The sequence below is a fragment of the Formivibrio sp. oc-25 genome (assembly GCF_055810895.1).
In genome coordinates this window covers 85,500-105,781 of sequence record NZ_JBVVOL010000008.1, presented here as the reverse complement: position 1 = coordinate 105,781, position 20,282 = coordinate 85,500, and the positions used below count along the sequence as shown (strand labels likewise).

Sequence of the window (20,282 nt, the reverse complement as noted above, 5' to 3'; positions counted from 1 at the left end):
GTCATGGCCCGCCGTCCCCGTCGCTCGATGAGCCAGATCAACGTCGTTCCCTATATCGATGTGATGCTGGTGTTGCTGGTGATCTTCATGGTGGCCACGCCGATGATGCAGCAAGGCGTGGTGAACCTTCCCTCCGTTGGCAAGTCTGATCGCGAGGTCAATGCCAATCCGCTGAAAGTGGAAATCGGCGCCGATGGCTTGTACAAGCTGCAGGATCAGAATGAAACCCGCTCCATTGCCGATGCCGCAGCCTTGGTCGGCGTGGTGCAGGAAAAACTGGCCAATGCGCCGGATCGCCCGGTTGTGATCGGGGCCGACAAGTCAGTCCGCTATGAATTGGTCATGAACATAATGGATGCACTGAAACAGGCCAATGTGGCGCGGGTTGGCCTGCAGGTACAAGCCAAATAAGCTGATGGAAGCCTTTCACGCTGACCGCCATATTTTCCAGCGCGACGAGCGTCGCGGGCTTTCGTTCGTACTCGCGCTGGCAATGCATGCACTGCTGGCGCTGTTTTTGTTTGTCTCGGTGCAGTGGCGTACGCAACGCGCCGGAACGGTGTCGGTTGAGTTATGGGGAAGCCCGCCGCCAGCGCCTGTGGTGGAAACCAAGTCGGAGCCAAAGCCCGAGCCCAAGGTTGAACCCAGGGAAGCGCCCAAGCCACAGCCCAAACCGGAACCGGTGCCGGAGAAAAAACCGGATATCGTCGAAGAGAAGGTCAAGAAGCAGGCCAAGGAAGAAAAGCCCAAGCCGCAGCCCGCTTCAAAAGTGAAGGTCGAGGAAAAGCCGAAGCCGAAGGTTGAAGCCAAACCCGAGCCCAAAGCGCAGCCGGAAAAGAAGCCGGAGCCGAAGAAGACGGAATCCAATAATCTGGCCAATTTGCTTGGCCAGGCCATGGAGCAGCGCAACCAGGCCAATACGCCGCCACAGGCAGGGGGCAAACCTGGCGGAACGGGTGCCAATGTCAATGCCCAGAGCAACAGCGCGCCAGGACTGGGTGCCGGCGGGGGGGGCAGGCTGGGCGATGCTTATCTGGGCCAGGTGGTGCGCCTGATCAAGTCGAATCTGGTTTATCCGGACAACAGGCCAGATAATCCGAAGGCAAAAATCAAGGTGTTTTTGCTGCCGGACGGTACGATTCGGGATGCCCAGCTGGTGAAATCGATCGGCGATCCGGCCTATGCCGAAGCGGCACGCCGGGCGGTGATCACGACGCACACCTTCCCGCCACGACCCGATGGCAAGGGCTTTAGCGGCGATATGCGTGAATGGACCTTGAGCTTCTGTGCCAAGGAAGTCAACGAATGCCGGATAGATTGAGGAACGAGACATGAACTGGATCAAGCGGATAAGCCTGGCACTGGCCGTGTTCGGTATGGCATTGCTGTTGGCCGGCCCGGCGCGTGCGGATGTTTCGATTGAAATTGTGGGGGTTGGCGGCCAGCAATATCCGATTGCCATTGCGCCGTTTCGCAGCGAGGTGGCACTGAGCCAGCAACTGACACCGGTTATCGGCAATGATCTGACGCTTTCCGGCCTGTTTCGCGTGATCAATGCTGGCGATCTGTCGCCGGTGCCGTACGCGCCGGCGGAGGTCAATCCGCAAGCGCTGACAGCCCGGGGGGCGCAGACGGTGGTGGTGGGTCAGGTCGAGCCGGCAGGGGCGGCAGTGCGCATCAAGTTCTGGTTGCTGGAAGCTGCCACGCGCAAGGAACTGATCGCGTATGAGATGACGGCACAGCCGCAGCAACTGCGCCGCGCCGCGCACCAGATCGCCGACATGATCTACGAAAAGATCACCGGCGAACCCGGCGCCTTCAATTCTCGGATCGCCTACGTGTTGAAAACCGGTGCGCGCTACGAGCTGCAAGTGGCGGATTCGGATGGTTTCGGCGCACAGACCGTGCTGGGCTCGCGCGAGCCGATCCTGTCACCGAAATGGTCGCCGGATGGCTCGACCTTGGCCTATGTATCATTTGAGCGCCAAAAGCCGGAAGTCTATACGCACCATCTGCAATCGGGCCGGCGCAAGGCGGTGGCCTCGTTCCGCGGCAACAATTCGGCGCCGGCCTGGTCGCCGGACGGACGGCAGCTGGCGGTGGCACTGACCAAGGATGGCGGCACCCAAGTCAACCTGATCAGCGCCGAAGGTGGCCCGGCACGTCGTTTCACCATGGTGGGCGACATCAATACCGAACCTTCCTGGACACCGGATGGCCGTGCCCTGCTGTTTACTTCGGATCGTGGCGGCAGCCCGCAAATTTACCGTCAGCCTCTCACGGGAGGGGATGCGGAACGCCTGACTTTCAATGGCGGGTATAATGCTTCGGCTAAACTTTCGCCAAACGGAAAATTGCTGACTTATGTCACCAAGACTGGCAATGGCTATAACGTGGCCGTGATGGATGTGGCCTCGCGCCAATCGATGGTGCTGACTGACAGCCCTGATGATGATTCGCCCACGTTTTCGCCCAATGGCCGCATGATTCTGTATGAAACACTGGAAGGTCGCCGCCGTACGCTGGCCATCGTTTCCAATGATGGGCGCATCAAGCAGCGTATCAAGGCATTTGCAGGTGAAGTGCGGCAACCGGCCTGGGGACCGTTGCTGAAGTAACGAATTCCCCGCAGTTTGGGTATCGGGTTATGTTGGCACTTGGCAATTTTGACCAGCCGAGTGTCAACATAACCCGGCCCATTGGTGTATCAACTTTTTAATTCAACAAGCAAGGAGTGAATGATGAAAAAGATCGGCCTCAGCCTTTTGGCCACCACCCTGCTGGCAGCCTGTGCCAGCCAGCAGCCTGCCCCGGTTTCGCAACCGGCCCAAACGGCTAGCCAGTCCCAAACCGCCGGTACCGCTGTTGCTCCGACCGATAAGATCGCTGCAACGCCGGGTGCCTACAGCGCCCTGACCGATCCGAACAACATTCTGTCGCAACGCGCTGTTTACTTTGACTTTGACAAGTACAACGTCAAGGAAGACTTCACCGAACTGGTTCAGGCGCATTCCAACTACCTGACCATGACCAACGGTGCACAGGTTTCCCTGCAAGGCCACGCTGATGAACGCGGCACCGCCGAATACAACCTGGCACTGGGCCAGAAGCGTGCTGATGCCGTGAAGAAGGTCATGACGACCGCTTACGGTGTGGAAGCCAAGCAAGTGGAAACCACCAGCTACGGCAAGGAACGTCCGGCAGTGCAAGGCAGCAACGAAGAAGCCTGGGCGAAAAACCGTCGTGTAGAAATCGTGTACCCGGGCGAAGCCAAGTTCCCCAAGAAGTAAGCGCTTCGGCATAAAATAGAGGCCCCGCAAGCCCGGCAGGTGTATCGCCGCAGGTTGCCGGGGCCTTTGTCTTGTCAGGAAAAAATCATGAAACGTATTGCGGCTGTGCTTATGCTGGCCTTTGCCTTCCAGGCCCAGGCAGCGCTGTTCGATGACAATATTGCTCGCCAGCAGATTGTGGATCTACGCAGTGAGATGCAAGGCAATTTGCAGAAACAGGAAGAGCGGCTGCAATTGCTGGAAGCATCAAGCAAACGGATGCTGGATCTGCTCAACCAGATCGACAGCCTGAAACAGGAAATTGCTGCTTTGCGCGGCAAGATTGAAGTGTTGCAGTTCAACCAGGACGAGGCGATCAAGCGCCAGAAGGACCTGTACGTTGATCTGGATACCCGTCTGCGTGGCATGGAACAGGCCCGCGAAGAGGCGAAGGCTTCGCAACAGAATGCCCTGGTGGTCGCCGAACAGAAGCAGTTCGATGAGGCCGTGGCCTTGGTCAAAGCGGCCAAGCACAAGGAAGGACTGGCTGCACTGGAAAAGTTTGCCAAGGACAACCCGCAAAGCACTAAGTTGCCGGAAGCCACTTACTGGAAGGGTGCTGCCTATTCCGCTCTGAAGGACTACAAGGCCGCCACGGCAGCCTTCAACGAGGTGGTAGGCAAGGCGGCGGATAATCCGCGCGCACCGGATGCCCTGCTGGGGCTGGCTGCCGTTGCCGCCGCGCAGAAAGACAACCAGAATTCGCGCAAACATCTGGTTAGCATTATCGAGAAATATCCGCAATCCGAGGCAGCCGCCACGGCGCGCAAGGCACTGACCATCCAGTAATACCAACCAGGCGGCCTGGCTTTCCGGGTTGCCGCCGGGTGATGGCTTCAGGCCATCGCCCACTTTTCCGTCGGACTGTATATCCGGCAGGAGCAAGCAATTGAATCGACCTCTAACGCTGCGTGTCAGCGAAATCTTCTATTCCCTGCAGGGGGAAACCAGCCGCATCGGCTTGCCGACGGTATTCGTGCGCCTCACCGGCTGCCCGTTGCGCTGTACCTACTGCGACAGCAAATATGCCTATTCGGGCGGTGCGAGCATGTCGCTGGATGACATCCTGGCCAAAGTTGCGCAATACGGCGCGTACTATGTCTGCGTAACCGGCGGCGAGCCCCTAGCCCAGATCGCAACACCTGACTTGCTGACCCGGCTGGCGGATGCCGGCTATTCGGTCAGCCTGGAAACCAGCGGTGCCATGCCGGTCGAGGGTATCGATGCGCGCATTTCGCGCATTGTCGATATCAAGACCCCCGGCTCGGGAGAGGTGATGCAAAACCGCTGGGAAAACCTTACCGAACTCACCTCGCATGACGAAATCAAGTTCGTACTGTGCGATCGGGCCGATTACGAGTGGGCGCGCAACGTGCTGCGCGAACGCGCACTGGAAAAAATCGCCCCGGTGAGTTTTTCGCCAGTGTGGGAAACGCTCAAACCGGTCGATCTGGCCAACTGGGTGGTGCAGGACCGGTTGCCGGTGCGGATGCAGGTGCAGTTGCACAAGATACTCTGGGGCGACCGGCCCGGCGTGTGAGAGCCAGACGGCTGCGCCTTCGCATCTTGCAGTCAGGCGGTACTCGGAATCCTCAGGTACAAAATGTACATTCCGGTTCCTGCGCTCCGGCTTCCTGCAATCTGCTTTGGCTCGCTCGTCTGGCAGGTTTACCTATTATTGATCAGGTCCTCTGAAGTTTAATATGTCGTCATTCCGGCGAAGGCCGGAATCCAGCTACGATGTGGTTTAAAACCCCTGGGCCCCGGCCTTCGCCGGGGCGACGAGTTAAGCATTACGGGGCCGAATCATTAGTCGTTGATATTTGCGGTGTATGCCGAAACAGTATCGCTAAGGATTCTGATGAAAAAAGCCGTCATTCTGCTCTCGGGCGGGCTGGATTCCGCCACCTGCCTGGCAATCGCCAAAAGCCAGGGTTACGAGGCCTATTGCCTGTCGTTCGATTATGGCCAGCGCCACAATGCCGAGCTGGCAGCCGCTGCGTGCGTGGCGAAGGCGCTGGGTGCCATGGAGCACCGCATTGCCAGGATTGATCTCGCCACCTTCGGCGGCTCGGCTCTGACCGATGCCAATATTGAAGTGCCGACCGATGGCGTGCAGGAGGACGTGATTCCGGTGACCTATGTGCCGGCGCGCAATACCATCCTGCTTTCCTATGCACTGGCCTGGAGCGAGGTGCTGGGCGCGAACGATATCTTCATCGGCGTGAATGCGGTCGATTATTCGGGCTACCCGGATTGCCGGCCGGAATACATCGCCGCCTTCGAGGCCATGGCACGCCTGGCGACCCGGGCCGGCGTGGAAGGTGCGCCGCTAACCATCCATACCCCGCTGATCTCGCTGACCAAGGCACAGATCGTGGCGCGCGGGGTGGCACTGGGGGTGGATTATGGCTTGACGGTCACCTGCTACAAGGCCGACAGCGAAGGCCGCGCCTGCGGCGTGTGCGATGCCTGCCGTTTGCGCCGTGCCGGGTTTGAAGCCGCAGGCGTGGCTGATCCGACGCGTTACATCTCTGGTATTTAGGGCGCTCTAATCCCGCCGGTGCGGCAGGAATAAAATCGGCGCGGCAATGCCGAAAGCCAGAGCCATCAGGATCATGCTGGCCTTGACCGCGCTGACGCTGGCCGCCATCAGCAATTGCTGAGCACTTTCCTGGCTTGCGCCGGCCGGCAGGCCGGACATGGTGGCAATGCCGAGCAGGCTTTGAATTGCCTTGTACATGAAAGTACCCGGCACCATCGGGATTGCCGCGCTGATCGAATAAACGGTCGGCACCATGTGATGGCGCTTGGCCCACCATTCGGCGGCAATGCCGATCACCACCCCACCCAGCAGGGTGCCCAGCACGATATCCCCGCCCAGATCGACCACGCCCTTGCGTGTGGCGTGCCCGATCACGGCCAGTGTGCAGCAGGCCACCAGCGAGCGCGGCGGCACGTTGAACAGCAGTGCGAACCCGAGTGCTGCGGGTGCAGCCCACAATTCCAGAAGCCAGGCATTCATAGGTCAGATCTCACAGGATGCGCAGCGCCAGGCTCACACCCACCGCGATGCCGATCACGAACAGCAGGCCCATCATGATGCGCACCATGCCGTTCAGATAATTGGTGTGGAACAGGTCAGCCGCGCCATTGATCAGCGGTACCCCGGGGATCAGGAACAGCACCGAGGCCGCCATGGCGGCTTCAGGCGTGGTGGAGGGCAGCCATTTCAGCAGCAGGCCGGTGATCAGCAGTGCGGTGAAGCTGGATGCTGCCGCAAACATGAACGGTACGTAATGCCGTGCATGCAGGAACTGGCGCAAGCGCATGCCGAGTGCACTGCCGATGGTTGTGCACAGGATCGCCAGCAGGTCGCCACCGAACAGCGCCGCAAAACCGCCACAGGAAATGCCGACCAGACTGGCGATCAGCCAGCGCGGATAGAAATGCGGCTGACTGCTGATCGCATCCAGGCGGCCGCGGATCTCGTCGATACCGATCCTGCCCTCTTCGATCGCTTCGACCACGCGCGCAACTTCCGTGAGCATGGTGAAATTTGCACCCATGTGCGGTGCCTTGCGAAAAGCGGTTTCGCGCGCCTTGCCACGCTCGACCGTCACGCCGATATTCAGTGACGAGACCACTGTATCGGCGCGCGTGGCACCCAGCGCCAGCGCCATGCGCCGGATCGTGGCGCTGGTGCGTGCGGTATCGCCGCCCGACTGGTGTGCTATCAGGCCGGCGACCAGCGACAGATCAAGCACTTCCTGCAGCGGCAAGGGATCGGGTTGGCTGTTCATGAGAATCAATCCGGGGTGACTCATTGGTTTGCGCGCAGCTTAACGTGTGCCAAGGTTGCATGCCAGTGCTATCGCCAGGGAGGCCTTTAAATCCTTTGGCTGCTTGTTCCAAAGGAAATGAGGCCGCAGGACGGGTTTTAACCCGTCACAATGTACCCAGTTGTCGGAATAAATTCCGACCTGCGGCAAGAATAGGCTCTGTTGACGTTTGATTGTTTTTTACGCAAGCCCGTCAACTTGCCGGGGCGATAAGCCAAGCGCCAGCAATACTGGTGTATTGCGAGCATTGGCGACAAAGTTACCAGCAAGAATGGCGGGCTTGCCCTCCGGGCGCTGGGTATTTTGCTCCATTACGGCGTTATTTCCCACTTGCGGTACCCGTACCGCGGCCTGGGAAATGCCTTGTACTGGAGCAAAATACCCAACCGCGTAAAAATTAATCAAATGTCAACAGAGCCTAGGGCAGGATTAATAATCGACCGACCGCAGCAACTCGCAGAACTGGCCATACCGTTATAATGCAGGCTTGCCAACGAATTCCAGCCATCATGTCCCGCAGCGTCATTCATACCGCACACCGTATCGTCGTCAAAGTGGGTTCCAGCCTCGTTACCAACGATGGCAAGGGGCTCGATCACCATGCCCTGTCACGCTGGGCGCGTGAGATTGCCGAACTCGCCCGCCTGGGCAAGCAGGTGGTGCTGGTTTCTTCCGGTGCCGTTGCCGAAGGCGTGGCACGACTGGGCTGGAAGGAGAAACCCACCGCCGTGCATGAAAAACAGGCGGCCGCCGCCGTGGGCCAGATGGGCTTGTGCCAGGCGTATGAAACCGCTTTTCGCAGTCATGGCCTCAAGACCGCGCAGATCCTGCTCACGCATGAAGACCTGAGCGACCGTACGCGTTACCTGAATGCGCGCTCTACCTTGCTCACACTCCTGAATCTGGGCGTGATTCCGATCATCAACGAAAACGATACGGTGGTGACGGCCGAAATCAAGTTTGGCGATAACGATACGCTGGGCGCGCTGGTTACCAACCTGATCGAAGGCGATGCGCTGGTGATCCTGACCGACCAGAAGGGCCTGTTCACCGCCGATCCGCGCAAGGACCCGTCCGCGCGCCTGATCGAAGAAGACGAAGCCGGGCGGCCGGAGCTGGAGGCGATGGCGGGCGGTGCCGGCTCCAGTGTCGGTACTGGCGGCATGCTGACCAAGGTGCTTGCCGCCAAGCGTGCTGCCAGCAGCGGCGCGGCCACGGTAATAGCCTGCGGGCGTGAAGACGATGTGCTGTCGCGACTGGCTGCGGGTGAACGCATCGGCACCCAGTTGCTGGCGCATACGTCGCCGCTGGCGGCCAAGAAACAATGGATAGCCGACCATCTGCAATGGCGCGGGCGCGTGGTGCTCGATGCCGGTGCCGTGCGCGCGCTGCGTCTGCAGGGTTCCAGTCTGCTGCCGATCGGCGTGATTGCGGTGGAGGGAGAATTCCTGCGCGGGGATGTGGTCCGTTGCGTGGACGAAGCCGGTCAGGAAATCGCGCGCGGGCTGGTCAATTACAGCGCGCAGGAGAGTCGTCGCATTCTCAAGCTGCCCACCGGCCAGATCGAGGCAGTGCTGGGCTATATCGACGAGCCTGAACTGATCCATCGCGATAACCTGGTGCTTGTCTGAGCCTGTAAGTATTCGCGAGAATTCTGCCTTGTCACCGTAGGTCGGAATTCATTCCGACGACAAAGGTCGTAGGCTGTCGGGTTAAAACCCGACCTACAGCACTGAATTTAAAGGCGGAGTGCTGAATTCTCAATAATGCGGCGGGATTTCCTGCTGCGGCAGATGGCGCGCCGAAGGTTCCAGCGCTTGCAGGTGTTGATACAACTCGCGCAATTCCTGTTGCAGGCGCAGGATCTGCAGTTGCTGTTCCGCTACGGTGCGGTTCAGCGTATCGAGCAGGTCGTCCTGCAGGGCAAGCCGGATTTCAAGTTCGGTGAGACGGGATTCCATGATGACTCCGGCAGAGGTTCAATAAGAGGTGATGCTGAAAAGCGCGGCTTCGGCTGAACCGCCATCTTCGCGCTGGATCAGGCTTTTGGGGATTTCCACCGGCAACAGCACGCGCCTGACCGGGTTGTCGGCGATCATTTCGATTTCGACCAGACGCACCGGCCTGGCTTGCGGATCGGTGTTGCGCACGATGCCCATGGCATCGACCAGGAGTTCGGTCTCGGTATAACGCAACTGATTTTCCGGCGTTGCCAAGGCGGCGCACAGCGTTTCCAGCTGCATGTCCGGCTCCAGTGCGCGGCGCAGATCGGCCAGATCCTGCTGCAGGCTGGCCAGGCGCTGCTGCCGCTGGCGTTGTTGTGGCGAGGCGCTGATCGGATCGGTGCTGCCGCCGTAGCGGATGGCGATGCGCAGCGTGTTGATCTCTTCCTCGATCTGCTTTCGATCGGTTTCCAGCCCCTGGATGCGCCGTGCAGCGTGGTTGGCCAGTTCTTCCATGGCACGCAGACGGGCCTGGCGGTTCAATTCGTGAACATCGCCGACCGGCTCGCCGAACAGGTGATCCCGCAAAACCAGCACTTCCTGCGGCACATCATGCCGCACCAGGCCGTTGTGCTCTTCCAGGCCATAACGCAGTTCGACGGTATGGCTCATGCCGAGAATGGCATAGGCGCGTTCTGCCAGCGGATGTTCGCGGAACCAGTGGCGGATGCGTTCATCGCTGGCAACCAGTTCGGCCATGCGGTCGGGGTTGGCGAAGGCAACGCCAAGCAGACGGTTGTTGCGCCAGGATTCGGCAGTCAGCGCTACCGGCGCGGGCAGTTTTTCGCCCAGCACGTGAACCAGGCTGCAGGCATGTTCGACCAGTGGAGCCAGGCGCTGGCGGTAGCTGTCGGCCATCTTGATCCGCGGGCTGGCGGTATCGACCAGTTGATCGATGAAAGCAGGGTCGACCGAACTGTTGATCTGGCCACCCAAACCCAGCAAGCGCTTCAAAAACTGCCACATGTTCCGCTTATCCCTTGTGCAAACCGGGTCGCATTGTGCCCGGCTTCAGCGCCGGTGCAAAGCTGCGGTCATCCGCTCTAGTGCCAAGTCCAGCGTGGCGCGTGGGCAGCCGAAATTCAGCCGCACGAAACCGGGCAGGCCGAAATCCGCGCCATCGGACAAACCGACACCGGCCGCTTCGAAAAAACGCTGCGGCTGTTCGATCCCGCTTGCACGACAATCGATCCAGGCCAGGTAGGTGGCTTGCGCGCGCGTGACCTTCAGCCCGCCCACGCCATCAAGTGCTGCGATGACGCGATCACGGTTGCCGCGCAGGTAATCCAGCAGGCCATTCAGCCATTGCCCGCCATGATTGAACGCGGCCTCGGTCGCGGTAAAACCCAGGAGGTTGATTTCCGGCATGATGCCGCGCATCGCGCGCTGGAAGGCATGGCGCAGGACCGGATCGGCAATCACGGCAAAGGAGCACGCCAGGCCCGGCACGTTGTAAGTCTTGGACGGTGCCATCAGCGTGATGGTTCGCGCTGCGGCATCCTCTGACAAACTGGCAAACGGAACATGCCGCGCATCGGGCTCCAGCAGCAGATCGCAGTGGATTTCATCGCTGACCACGGTCAGGGCATGTTTTTGCGCGAATACGGCCAGATGTTCGAGCTCGTCACGGCGCCAGATGCGCCCGACCGGGTTGTGCGGGTGGCACAGGATCAAGAGGCGCGTGCGCGGCGTGATTGCCTGTTCCAGTGCGGCAAAATCAATTTGCCATTCGTTTTTACCCTCGACCAGTGGCAAGGCGATCAGCTCGCGCTGGTTGAAGCCGGGCGCGGACAGGAATGGCGGATAGACCGGGGTGAAGGTCAATGCCGCGTCGCCGGCTTCGCCCACGGCACGGCAGGCCAGATTGATGCCCGGGACCAGCCCCGGCAGCCAGACGATCCAGCCCGGCTCGATGGTCCAGTCGTAGCGGTGCTGCATGTAGTTCACCACGGCGGCATTGGCACTGGCCGGTGCGCGGGTATAGCCGAACACGCCGTGATCGATGCGCGCGCGCAGCGCATCCAGCACCACCGGTGGTGCGGCGAAATCCATGTCCGCCACCCATAGCGGCAACACGTCGCGCCCGGCATATTTGTCCCATTTCAGGCTGGCGGTGCCGCTGCGGTCAATGATGCGGTCGAAATCACTCGGCATCGCGCATCTCCTTCAGGGCATCCTGCAGCAGCCGGTAGGCAATGCTGTCCGAGGTAGGCAGGTCGGGCATGGCATCGATCGAGAACCAGCGGGCATCTTCGATCTCGCCCGGCTGCGGCACCACCTCGCCCGAGACATAATCGGCATGGAAGGCCAGCATCAACGAATGCGGGAATGGCCAGGGCTGGCTGTCGAACCAGCGCAGGTTGGCAATGCGCACGCCGACTTCTTCCATCACCTCGCGATGGGCGCATTCCGCCAGGCTTTCACCGGGCTCGACAAAGCCAGCCACGGCGCTATACATGCCGGGGCGGAAATGCGGAGAACGTGCCAGCAGCAATTCGCGCTCGCGCCGGATCAGCACCATGATGGCGGGAGACAGGCGCGGATAGGCACGATGGTGGCAGGCCGGGCAGATACGTGCCGGTTCGTGCGGCATGGGCTGGGTGGGTGTGCCGCACACGCCGCAGAAGCGGTGCTCGCGATCCCAGGTGCGCATGAGTTTGGCGCGTGTGGCGAGCGCATGCTGCTCGCGGTCAAGCAGGTTCCAGGCGGCGCGCAGGCCAAGGCGCTGCAGATTGGCCGGTGTCGGCGTCGCATCCGGCCAGGCCATGAGCCGGCATGGCTGATCTCCGAGCTGGCCGATCAGGCAGTCGGTATCCGCGGGCGGCAAGGCGGTTAACTCGGTCATGGCTGGAAACTGATTGTTCGGGGTCAGCAGCAAATCCTCGCCGATAAAGGCCAGGCACAGGCCATGGCTGGGGGCAAGCGGCGAATAAAGCGGGGAGAAGTCGACGGGCAGCATGGCAGCAATTGGGCGTGGCGCAAGGAGCGACAAGATTAACAGGCTGCGAGGCCAATTGCATCGCAACAAGTGGTGACGGTGTGCATGGAAGCCGGGATTGGCCGGGCGTTCGCCCCGGCGAGTGGGCACTTTCTTTGCATCTGTCGTAGGTCGGGTTTCAACCCGACAGCATAGGCATTGTGTCGGGTTGAAACCCGACCTACAGCACTTGGCGGCCTTGAAGGAATTTGGGAGGGACTTGCCAGCAATCAAATGGATAGCCAATCACTTTGTTCGCTGGTCGCGGTTTGCAGGCGTCGGGCCTGACGCGGTAAAGTGCCGCCATGGCTAAAAAACTCTCTCTTGACCGCATCCTGCAATCGCAGGGTTTTGGCAGCCGCAAGGGCTGCCGCGAGCTGATCGAAGACGGCGAAGTATCCATCGCCGGCGAGGTCATTACCGACTGGCGCACCGAGATCGACCCGGACGGGCTGGTTTTCAGCGTGTTCGATGAAACCTGGGAATACCGCGCGCAGGTGTACATCGTGCTCAACAAACCGTTCGATTACGAATGCTCGCGCAAACCGTCCAGCCACCCGGGCGTCTTGTCATTGCTGCCGGAAAACTATGAATGGCGCGATGTGCAGCCGGTCGGCCGCCTCGATTACGACACCACCGGGCTGTTGCTGCTGTCCGATGACGGCGCCTTCATCCACGCCCAGTCATCCCCCAAGCGCCACCAGCCCAAGACTTATGTCGCCACCACCGCCGAGCCGGTAACCGAGCAACTGGTCGCGGATCTGCTTGCCGGGGTGAAACTGCATGACGAACCGGCCCCGCTCGCTGCGCTGGCGTGCCGCAAACTCGACGATTGCCGCATCGAGATCGTGCTCGATCAGGGCAAATATCATCAGGTCAAACGCATGCTGGCTGCAGCCGGCAATCACTGCGCCGCGCTGACCCGGACGGCGATTGGCGGACTGGAGCTGGCAGGCCTTGGCTTGGCGGAAGGCGAGTGGAAGCATTTGAGCGAGGATGAGTTGGCGCTGCTGCGCTGATTATTGTTTGTAAATTTGCAGCATCGCCGTGGGTCGGGTTTCAACCCGACAAACAATCCGGCTTTCGGAATGAATTCCGACCTACGGCATGGTCACTGGCCGGATTTTCGTTTTTTCGCTCGACAGCAGACAATCCAGCTGCTCCAGCAAGGCCAGCGGCGGGGCAAGATGGCAGCAGCCATTGCCGGGGGCGTGGATGCCGCGCAGGAACAGGTAGAGTGCGCCACCCAGCTGTTGTTCCGGCTGGTAGGCTGCGCCCAGGCGTTGTTTCAGCAGCCGGTGCAACGCCAGCAGGTAGAGCGTGGCCTGCACGTCATAGCGGTGTGCCAGTAGCGCCCGATCCAGTGCGGCAGGATGGTAGGCAGCATCATCCTCGCCCAGCGCATTCGATTTGTAATCCAGCACCCAGAATTTGCCCTGATGTTCAAACACCAGATCGGCAAAGCCTTTCACCATACCGTGCACACTGCGTGCAGGCAGGGCCGGACGAGTTTCGCCCGGCAGGATATGCGTCTGGCATAAGGAATCGAGCTGGCCGCTATCGAGTTGACTGGCAGGGAACCAGAATTCCATTTCCGGCAGATGCGAATCCAGCCCGGCCAGCGCACAGCCCAGCGGTGGCAGCGGGGTCTGGATGACCTGTTGCAGCCACTCCGCCACGACCTCGGCCCGGTTGCCCCAGCCCAGACGCGTGCAGCGTTCTGGCAGCCATTGCAGGGCGTCGGTGCGGAAACCTTCGTTGGCCAGCCACTGCAGCTGGTCGTGCAGGAAATTGCCGGGCACCGGGCCGCGCGGGAATGCGTGCCAGCCAGCCGGTGTCCGGGTGGGTAGCAAGGGCGCGTCGTTGGCATCATCGCGCAGGCTTTCCGCAAATTGCGCGCCAGTGCTTTCCAGATCGCGCGTCAGTGCGGAAAAACTGCTGATCGACCAGTTGCGCTCGAAATGCCCGGCATAGGTCTGCGGTGCCATCAGCGGGGCGGGTTCGGACTGGTCTTGCAGGGGCGTGATGCCATCGTCGGCCTTGGGCAGGGCCTGCACGGCGACATGGCTGTTTTGCAGCGATGCCAGCAACTTGGGCAAACCGGCTGCATCAATGGTTTGCCCACCTGCCAGCAGATAACCGAAGGCGCTCTGGTGCAATTGCGAGGTATCGCTGTTGCCAAGCTTCAGGGTTGCCATGCCCAGCCACAAGGCATGGCGCGGCCGGGTCAGCGCCACATACAGCAGGCGCAGGTCTTCCTGCTGGCGTGCCAGATCGACTTTGGCCTGCGCATCCTTGCCCAGGGTGAAATCGAGCTGGCGCTCGCCGTTGTCATCTACCCAGCTGTAGAGCGAGCGCCCACGTTTTTCCGTGATGCGGAAACTACAGGCAAACGGCAGGAAAACCACCGGGTATTCCAGCCCTTTCGACTTGTGGATGGTGATGACCTTGACCAGTTCGGCATCGCTTTCCAGTCGGACAATCGCTTCATCGCCGCCGGCTTGCGGATCATCGATGTGTTCTGCCAGCCAGCGAATCAGCGCCTGTTCGCCTTCCTGCTTGAGGCTGGCAGCCTGCAGCAGTTCGGCCAGATGCAGCAGATTGGTCAGCACCCGTTCCCCGCCGGGCAGGGACAACAGCCGGGCAGGCAAGCGCAAGGCATGCAGCCATTGCCGCAGCATGGCCAGCACCCCCTGGCGCTGCCAGATCTGGCGCATGCGCTTGAATTGCTCGATGCGCACTTCCCAGGCCAGATCGTCGCGCGTGAGCGCTTCCAGCTCAGTGAGCGACAAGCCGGCCGTGGCGGTAGCCAGCGCTGCGCGTGCCAGCCGTCCATCGAGCGGATCGGCCATGGCCCGCAACCAGCGCAGTACATCGTAGGCTTCCTGGCTGGCAAACACCGAATCCTTGTCCGACAGATAGACGCTGGCGACCTTGCGTTGCTGCAAGGCGCGGCGCACGGCAGCGGCTTCCTTGCCGGTGCGTACCAGTACGGCAATATCGGCTGGCCTGAGGCGGGCGAAGCCATCCGGGCGGGCGAAACCGGCTTGTGCATCGTTGAGCAGGCTGACGATTTCTTCGGCACAACGCTTGGCAAACTGCCGGCGGTATTCTTCCTGGCTGAGGGTTTCTTCGGCATGGCACAGGGTCATGGCCGGCACGGGTCCCTGTTCGCAGACCAGTTGTTCCTCACGCCCTTTGGCCGCAACCGGCAGGAACGGCAAGGGATCTTCACTCTCGCGCCGGAAACGGAAAGCGCCGGCCGGATAGGCTTCGCCCAGGGCGAACAGCCGGTTGATGCTTTCCACCAGCGCGTGACTGGAGCGGTAGTTGGTGCCCAGCGCATAGTGACGGCCCTGCGTGGCGCGGCGGGCGGCGAGATAGCTGTGGATATCGGCGCCGCGAAACGCATAGATCGATTGCTTCGGGTCGCCGATCAGCAGCAAGGCGCTGGCCGGATCGTTGTCGGCCGTGCGATAGAGCTGGTCGAACAGGCGGTATTGCAGCGGCGAGGTATCCTGGAATTCATCGACCAGCGCCACCGGATACTGGGCGAGGATGCGCGCGCGCAGTGCTGCGCCATTGGTGCCGGCCAGCGCACGATCCAGACGCTGCAGCATGTCGGCAAAGCTGAAGACACCGGCCTGCTGTTTGAGCCGGGCCAGGCGCTGCCGGATATGCCAGGCTGCATGCTGCAGCAGCGCGGGCTTGAGCGCAGGCAAGTTATCCAGTTGTGTTTGGAGCGTTGCGAATTCGGCAAATTCGGCAGGCAAGCCGGCCACTGCGGACGGATCGTTGGCAGCATCGGCCAGCCCTGGCGGGGTGAGGCGTATCCAGCCGGATTCGCTGATGTCCGGCAAGACCTGCTGCGGATCTTGCGCCCATTGCGCCAGTGCCGCCAGCCAGGGTTGAAAGTAGCGAGTCTGCAGTTTGCGACCGTTGAACGGCTTGTCCTTGCGTGCGAGTTGCCCTTCCAGCCAGATTCCCATGGCTTGGACCTTTTCCTGCCAGCCATGCTTGATCTGTGCCAGTTGCTGCATGCGCGCCTGCTGCTGGCGCTGCAGCAGGTTGCCCAATGTGCCGCTGGCTTGCGGCAGCAGCGCATCCAGATCGAGCATTTGCCTTGCACCGCTGGCCAGGCTTGCCGGGTCCCCCACTTGCTGCAGCAGCAGCTCCAGCGTGCCGGCATCGAGCGGATAGACCTGCTGGCGCCAGTAATCGCGTACGGCGGTATCGAACAGTTCGGTCTCGTCGGGCAGCAGTTCCTCGTCGAACAGGTTGCCGCTGTCGAAGGCATGCTCGCGCAGCATGCGCTGGCACCAGGCGTCGATCGTGAAGATGGCGGCTTCGTCCATCGCCTCGGCGGCCAGATTCAGGCGGTAGGCTGCCTGTTGTTGGGCCTGCATGGAGGGCGAGGCGGCGATGAGCGCGGCCAGATAGCCGTCGTCGCTGTGGCCGTCACGGAAGGCTTGCGCGGCTTCCAGTAGGCGGAGGCGGATGCGGTCGGACAATTCGCGCGTGGCGGCGCGGGTAAAGGTCATGACCAGGATTTCGCCGGGCAGCAGCGGCCGGGCAAAGCGGGTGTCCTCGTCGCCATGCCCCAGCACCAGCCGTATGTACAGGGCGGCGATCGTCCAGGTCTTGCCGGTACCGGCGCTGGCCTCGATCAGGCGACTGCCCCACAGTGGAAATCCAAGCGGATCAAGCATCCGGCTCATCGCCATCCTCCCCGGCTGCGCCGGCATCATGGATCTGCACGGTAATGCTTGCGAGCCAGGCGTGCAGCGGGCCGTACAGCTGTTGTGCCAGCCCGGCAAAGCGTCCGTCCGCACACAGGCGGTCAAAGTCGGGATAGACGCGGGCGAGGCAGGCATCGGCCACTTCGCCGGCTTGCCGGTAGTCGTCGCCCTGATAGGTTTTGGCCGCCAGCGCGGGCTTGGCCAGATACGCCAGCGCGGTCTTGCAGGCGAGCGGCAGCGGCTCCTGCATGCCCTGTTGCCAGCTATGCAACAGTGCTTCCAGTGCCGAACGCGCGGCTTCTCCCGATAGCGGCGGCAAATGCAGCACGACATCGCGGCCGACCACGATGCCGCCCATCGATAGACCGCAGGCACTGGCTGCCAACTGGCGCAACCAGGGCAGGATCAGTTTTTCGCCGCGCGGAAAGCCGCGCTTGTCGCACAGGATGGCCGGTTCCAGTTGCAGCCAGACCCGCTCGTGGCCGTTGCTGCGCAATCCGTCCAGCCAGTCTTCCAGTACGACTTCGCCGTGCGTGAAGCAGAGCGTGGCCTTGTCGGCGTTTTCCGGCCAGGCGGTTTGCAGCGCCTGCCATTGTTGCCAGACCGGCGTCAGCAGATTCACCAGCCGCGCCTGTTCGCGCGCACCAAAGCCGGCCGGCGGCAGCTGGCCGCTGCGGGCAATGCGCGCTGCATGGTTCTGGATCTGGCCAATCAGGTCATCGTCGCAGGCCAAGCGGGCCGCATCAAGAAAACTGTCGACCAGCTGGTATTCTTCCAGCGCATTCAGGGCAAATGGTTCGTCATCGGCCAGCGCATCGTCGCCGTCGTCGAATACCACCTCGAGACGTTGACGGAAAAATGCGCGTACCGGGTTTTTCAGGAATGTTGCCAGTTGCGCCAGGGTCAGCGGTGGCTGGCCTTCCAATTGTGCAACAGGCGCATCCTCTGCTGCAGGCAGGTGCTCGGGCTGGTGTGCGGCGCGCCATTCGCTCGCCCACGTCGTCAGCATGCCGCCCTCGAAATAGCGCCGGCTGAACGGTTGCAACGGGTGTTCGGTAGTGCGTGCATCGAGCACGTCATCGGCCCAGCCCACTGCCAGATAGTCGCGCAATTGGGCAACCAGTACGGACGGTGGCTGTGCGCTGTTGTCGCGGACATTGCGCCCGCACCAGCTCACGTACAGCTGGCGCCGTGCCGACAGCAGCGCTTCCAGCATCAGGTAACGGTCGTCATCGCGGCGCGAACGATCACCGGGACGCGCCAGCCCGGGCAGTGCCAGCAGGTCGAAATCGGCCCGGCTGGCACGTCGCGGGTAATCGCCATCGTTCATGCCGAGCAGGCATACCACTTCAAACGGAATCGCGCGCATCGGCATCAGCGAGCAGATGGTCACGCCACCACCGAGGAAACGCCGGGTCAGGTTGGGTTCATCCAGCAGCGCGAGCCAGGCACTGCGCACTACCGGCAAGCTGATGGTGTCCTCGAAACCTGCGCTGGCGCAGGCGTCCTGCCACGATTGCAGCGCATTTTCCAGCGCTGCCAGGGTCATCTGGTCACGCTCGCTGGCGGCAGTAAAGCAATGCAGCAGCAGTGTGCGCAGGCGCTCGCCCCATTCGCCTGGCGTGGCCGGCTCATTCAATGTGGTCGACCAGTGTTGCAGGGTTTGTACCAGCGCTGCCAATCCGCCCACGGCGGCTGCATCCAGCCCGCCGATTTCGTCATACGGCTCTATGCCGGCAAAAGGGCCGTCCTCGCCGCAGGCGTAACCGAGCAACATGCGCTCAAGGCCGAACAGCCAGCTGTTCTGCTCGCCACAGGCAACCAGATTGAGGGTATCGCGCTGCGCTTGTGATAGCCCCCAGCGCACGCCGGCGCCGGCTATCCATTGGGTCAGGCGCGGCAGATCGTTTTCGTCCAGATCGAAACGGCGGGCCAGCGCCGGCACATCAAGCAGATCGCGCAATTCGCTGGCGGTGCAGCGTTGCGTCGGCAGTGCCAGCAGCCATTCCAGCGCGCCCAAGAGCGGGTTGACCTGCTGGCTGCGCTGGTCGGCAATCGTGTACGGGATATGGCGCGCATCGTGGCTGCTGTGCTGGCCGAACACGGCATGGATCGCCGGTGCAAAGGTTTCGATATCCGGCACCATGACGATGATGTCGCGCGGCGTGAGCGATCCATCGGCAAGCAGCGTCAACAGTTGGTCATGCAGGATTTCGACTTCGCGCAAGGGGCTGTGCGCGATATGGAATACGATCGAGCGATCCGAATCTGCAACGGTGGGCCGGATGTCGGCATTCAGCGGCTCCAGCTCGCGAATGCGCGCTTGCAGCTGCTGCAGCAACGATTGTCCGGCTGCGTCGTCGAACAGGTCGATACGGCCGATGTCGAAGCGTTCCTGCGTGGCTGCGGCATCATCGAACAGATCGAGCAGGCGGATGAAATCGCGCCCTTGCCTGCCCCAGGCTGCCAGCAGCGGATGGCCATAGGCATGCAGGTCTTCCAGCGGCAACTGTGCCAGATCGTGACCTTCGCGCAATGGTTGACGGCGGCGGGTCGCACGCAATAGTTCGCGCCCGTCGATGATGTCACCCCAGTGAAAACGGCAGGGGTTGGGCACCGCCAGAATCACCTGGCAGTGCGTGGCCAGCGCCGCCAGTGCTTCCAGCGTTTGCAATGGCAGGCTGGAGGCGCCGAACAACACGACCCGGCGCGGCAGGCGGTGTTGCGGCGCGTTGCCGGCATTGAGCGATTCGACAAAGCGGTGGTGGATATCGGCCCGGCTGCTGGCACGTTGCGCCGATGGGATATCGGCACAGATGGCGCGCCACAACAGCGCTTGCCAGCGCTGATCATCGGAAAGTGCTTGCGTCTGGCCATCCGCGCGACGCAGCACATCGTGTCCGCTGGACCAGTCCTGCAACCAGTCGGCGCGATAAACCTGATACTGATCGAACAGATCGGCCAGCCGTACGGCCAGCTGGTAACGGCGCAGCGGATCGCCGTCAGCCAGAAAATGCTGCAGGGGGACAAAGGCGGATTCGCCGAGCAGGCCTGGCAGCAGGCGCATCAATCGCCAGGCCAGCGGCGCCTTGTCGAACGGGGAATGCGCGGGCACGGCATCGCGGCCCAGTACCTGGCGGTAGGCGCGCCAGAGAAAACGCGCCGGCAGCTCGATGCGGGTGGCGGCACAGATGCCCTGATCCTGTGCCAGCGCCAGTTTCAGCCATTCGGCAATGCCGTTGCTCTGTACCAGAAACAGCGCTTCTTCCAGCGGGTGGAGCGGCTGGCGCGCGCACCAGTCAAATACGACCTGGCGCAGGTCTTCCAGCCGGTTGCCATGCAGTACCAGCAAACCCGGCGTGATGTCCTGCGCCATGCTCATCTTCCTCCGA

Annotated in this window: 18 protein-coding genes; 9 read left to right on the top strand and 9 right to left on the bottom strand. The window is 61.7% G+C overall.

Annotation, left to right across the window (positions count from 1 at the left end; genetic code table 11):
• Positions 1-3 precede the first annotated feature (3 nt).
• The 7 genes from tolR (at position 4) to queC (ending at position 5,874) form a co-directional block, all read left to right on the top strand.
• On the top strand, positions 4-411 hold the full coding sequence (tolR, locus tag AC0KVQ_RS07405) for a protein TolR (RefSeq protein WP_473420506.1): 408 nt from the start codon (positions 4-6) through the stop codon (positions 409-411).
• Between the two features lie 4 nt (positions 412-415).
• Positions 416-1,321 carry a cell envelope integrity protein TolA gene (tolA, locus tag AC0KVQ_RS07400; protein ID WP_473420505.1) on the top strand — a complete coding sequence of 302 codons (906 nt, stop codon included), beginning with the start codon at positions 416-418 and terminating at the stop codon, positions 1,319-1,321.
• A 10-nt stretch (positions 1,322-1,331) separates the two neighbouring features.
• The gene (gene tolB / locus AC0KVQ_RS07395) at positions 1,332-2,618 is read left to right on the top strand and encodes a Tol-Pal system beta propeller repeat protein TolB (protein ID WP_473420504.1); all 1,287 of its coding nucleotides are present in this window, start codon (positions 1,332-1,334) and stop codon (positions 2,616-2,618) included.
• Positions 2,619-2,738: 120 nt separating this feature from the next.
• Positions 2,739-3,290, top strand: coding sequence for a peptidoglycan-associated lipoprotein Pal (gene pal, locus AC0KVQ_RS07390; RefSeq protein WP_473420503.1), 552 nt, complete (start codon positions 2,739-2,741; stop codon positions 3,288-3,290).
• A gap of 87 nt (positions 3,291-3,377) precedes the next feature.
• Entirely contained in the window at positions 3,378-4,118 is a 741-nt protein-coding gene (gene ybgF / locus AC0KVQ_RS07385) for a tol-pal system protein YbgF (protein WP_473420502.1), read from the top strand.
• Positions 4,119-4,218: 100 nt separating this feature from the next.
• Complete coding sequence (gene queE, locus AC0KVQ_RS07380) at positions 4,219-4,869, top strand: 7-carboxy-7-deazaguanine synthase QueE (protein ID WP_473420501.1); 651 nt, start codon at positions 4,219-4,221, stop codon at positions 4,867-4,869.
• 321 nt (positions 4,870-5,190) lie between these two features.
• A complete protein-coding gene (queC, locus tag AC0KVQ_RS07375) occupies positions 5,191-5,874 on the top strand; it encodes a 7-cyano-7-deazaguanine synthase QueC (RefSeq protein ID WP_473420500.1) in 684 nt (227 codons plus the stop codon).
• Positions 5,875-5,880: 6 nt separating this feature from the next.
• Here the strand turns inward: queC and AC0KVQ_RS07370 are convergent, their stop codons facing one another.
• The 3 genes from AC0KVQ_RS07370 to AC0KVQ_RS07360 all read right to left on the bottom strand — a co-directional run bounded on the left by AC0KVQ_RS07370 (position 5,881) and on the right by AC0KVQ_RS07360 (position 7,483).
• Positions 5,881-6,354 carry a threonine/serine exporter family protein gene (locus AC0KVQ_RS07370; RefSeq protein ID WP_473420499.1) on the bottom strand — a complete coding sequence of 158 codons (474 nt, stop codon included), beginning with the start codon at positions 6,352-6,354 and terminating at the stop codon, positions 5,881-5,883.
• A 10-nt stretch (positions 6,355-6,364) separates the two neighbouring features.
• Entirely contained in the window at positions 6,365-7,132 is a 768-nt protein-coding gene (locus tag AC0KVQ_RS07365; RefSeq protein WP_473420498.1) for a threonine/serine exporter family protein, read from the bottom strand.
• A 219-nt stretch (positions 7,133-7,351) separates the two neighbouring features.
• A complete protein-coding gene (locus AC0KVQ_RS07360; RefSeq protein ID WP_473420497.1) occupies positions 7,352-7,483 on the bottom strand; it encodes a hypothetical protein in 132 nt (43 codons plus the stop codon).
• A 197-nt stretch (positions 7,484-7,680) separates the two neighbouring features.
• Here AC0KVQ_RS07360 and proB point away from each other — a divergent pair, with 197 nt between their 5' ends.
• Positions 7,681-8,802, top strand: a complete 1,122-nt coding sequence (gene proB / locus AC0KVQ_RS07355) for a glutamate 5-kinase (protein ID WP_473420496.1) — start codon at positions 7,681-7,683, stop codon at positions 8,800-8,802.
• Positions 8,803-8,931: 129 nt separating this feature from the next.
• On the opposite strand, the gene AC0KVQ_RS07350 is transcribed toward proB, so the two are convergent.
• From AC0KVQ_RS07350 to nudC, 4 genes are read right to left on the bottom strand one after another with little or no spacing between them, the layout of a single operon-like run.
• A complete protein-coding gene (locus AC0KVQ_RS07350) occupies positions 8,932-9,132 on the bottom strand; it encodes a SlyX family protein (protein WP_473420495.1) in 201 nt (66 codons plus the stop codon).
• Positions 9,133-9,150: 18 nt separating this feature from the next.
• Positions 9,151-10,140 (bottom strand): hypothetical protein, encoded by a 990-nt coding sequence (locus tag AC0KVQ_RS07345; protein WP_473420494.1) that lies wholly within the window; start codon positions 10,138-10,140, stop codon positions 9,151-9,153.
• A gap of 45 nt (positions 10,141-10,185) precedes the next feature.
• On the bottom strand, positions 10,186-11,328 hold the full coding sequence (locus AC0KVQ_RS07340; protein ID WP_473420493.1) for a MalY/PatB family protein: 1,143 nt from the start codon (positions 11,326-11,328) through the stop codon (positions 10,186-10,188).
• On the bottom strand, positions 11,318-12,133 hold the full coding sequence (gene nudC / locus AC0KVQ_RS07335; protein WP_473420492.1) for an NAD(+) diphosphatase: 816 nt from the start codon (positions 12,131-12,133) through the stop codon (positions 11,318-11,320). Before nudC ends, AC0KVQ_RS07340 begins: the two co-directional genes overlap by 11 nt.
• 323 nt (positions 12,134-12,456) lie before the next feature.
• Here nudC and AC0KVQ_RS07330 point away from each other — a divergent pair, with 323 nt between their 5' ends.
• Positions 12,457-13,170 (top strand): pseudouridine synthase, encoded by a 714-nt coding sequence (locus AC0KVQ_RS07330; protein WP_473420491.1) that lies wholly within the window; start codon positions 12,457-12,459, stop codon positions 13,168-13,170.
• A gap of 81 nt (positions 13,171-13,251) precedes the next feature.
• On the opposite strand, the gene recB is transcribed toward AC0KVQ_RS07330, so the two are convergent.
• The gene (recB, locus tag AC0KVQ_RS07325; RefSeq protein WP_473420490.1) at positions 13,252-16,869 is read right to left on the bottom strand and encodes an exodeoxyribonuclease V subunit beta; all 3,618 of its coding nucleotides are present in this window, start codon (positions 16,867-16,869) and stop codon (positions 13,252-13,254) included.
• Positions 16,853-20,266: an exodeoxyribonuclease V subunit gamma gene (recC, locus tag AC0KVQ_RS07320; RefSeq protein WP_473420489.1), complete on the bottom strand. Its 3,414-nt coding sequence runs from the start codon at positions 20,264-20,266 to the stop codon at positions 16,853-16,855. The genes recB and recC overlap by 17 nt, the downstream gene beginning before the upstream one ends.
• Positions 20,267-20,282: the final 16 nt, after the last annotated feature.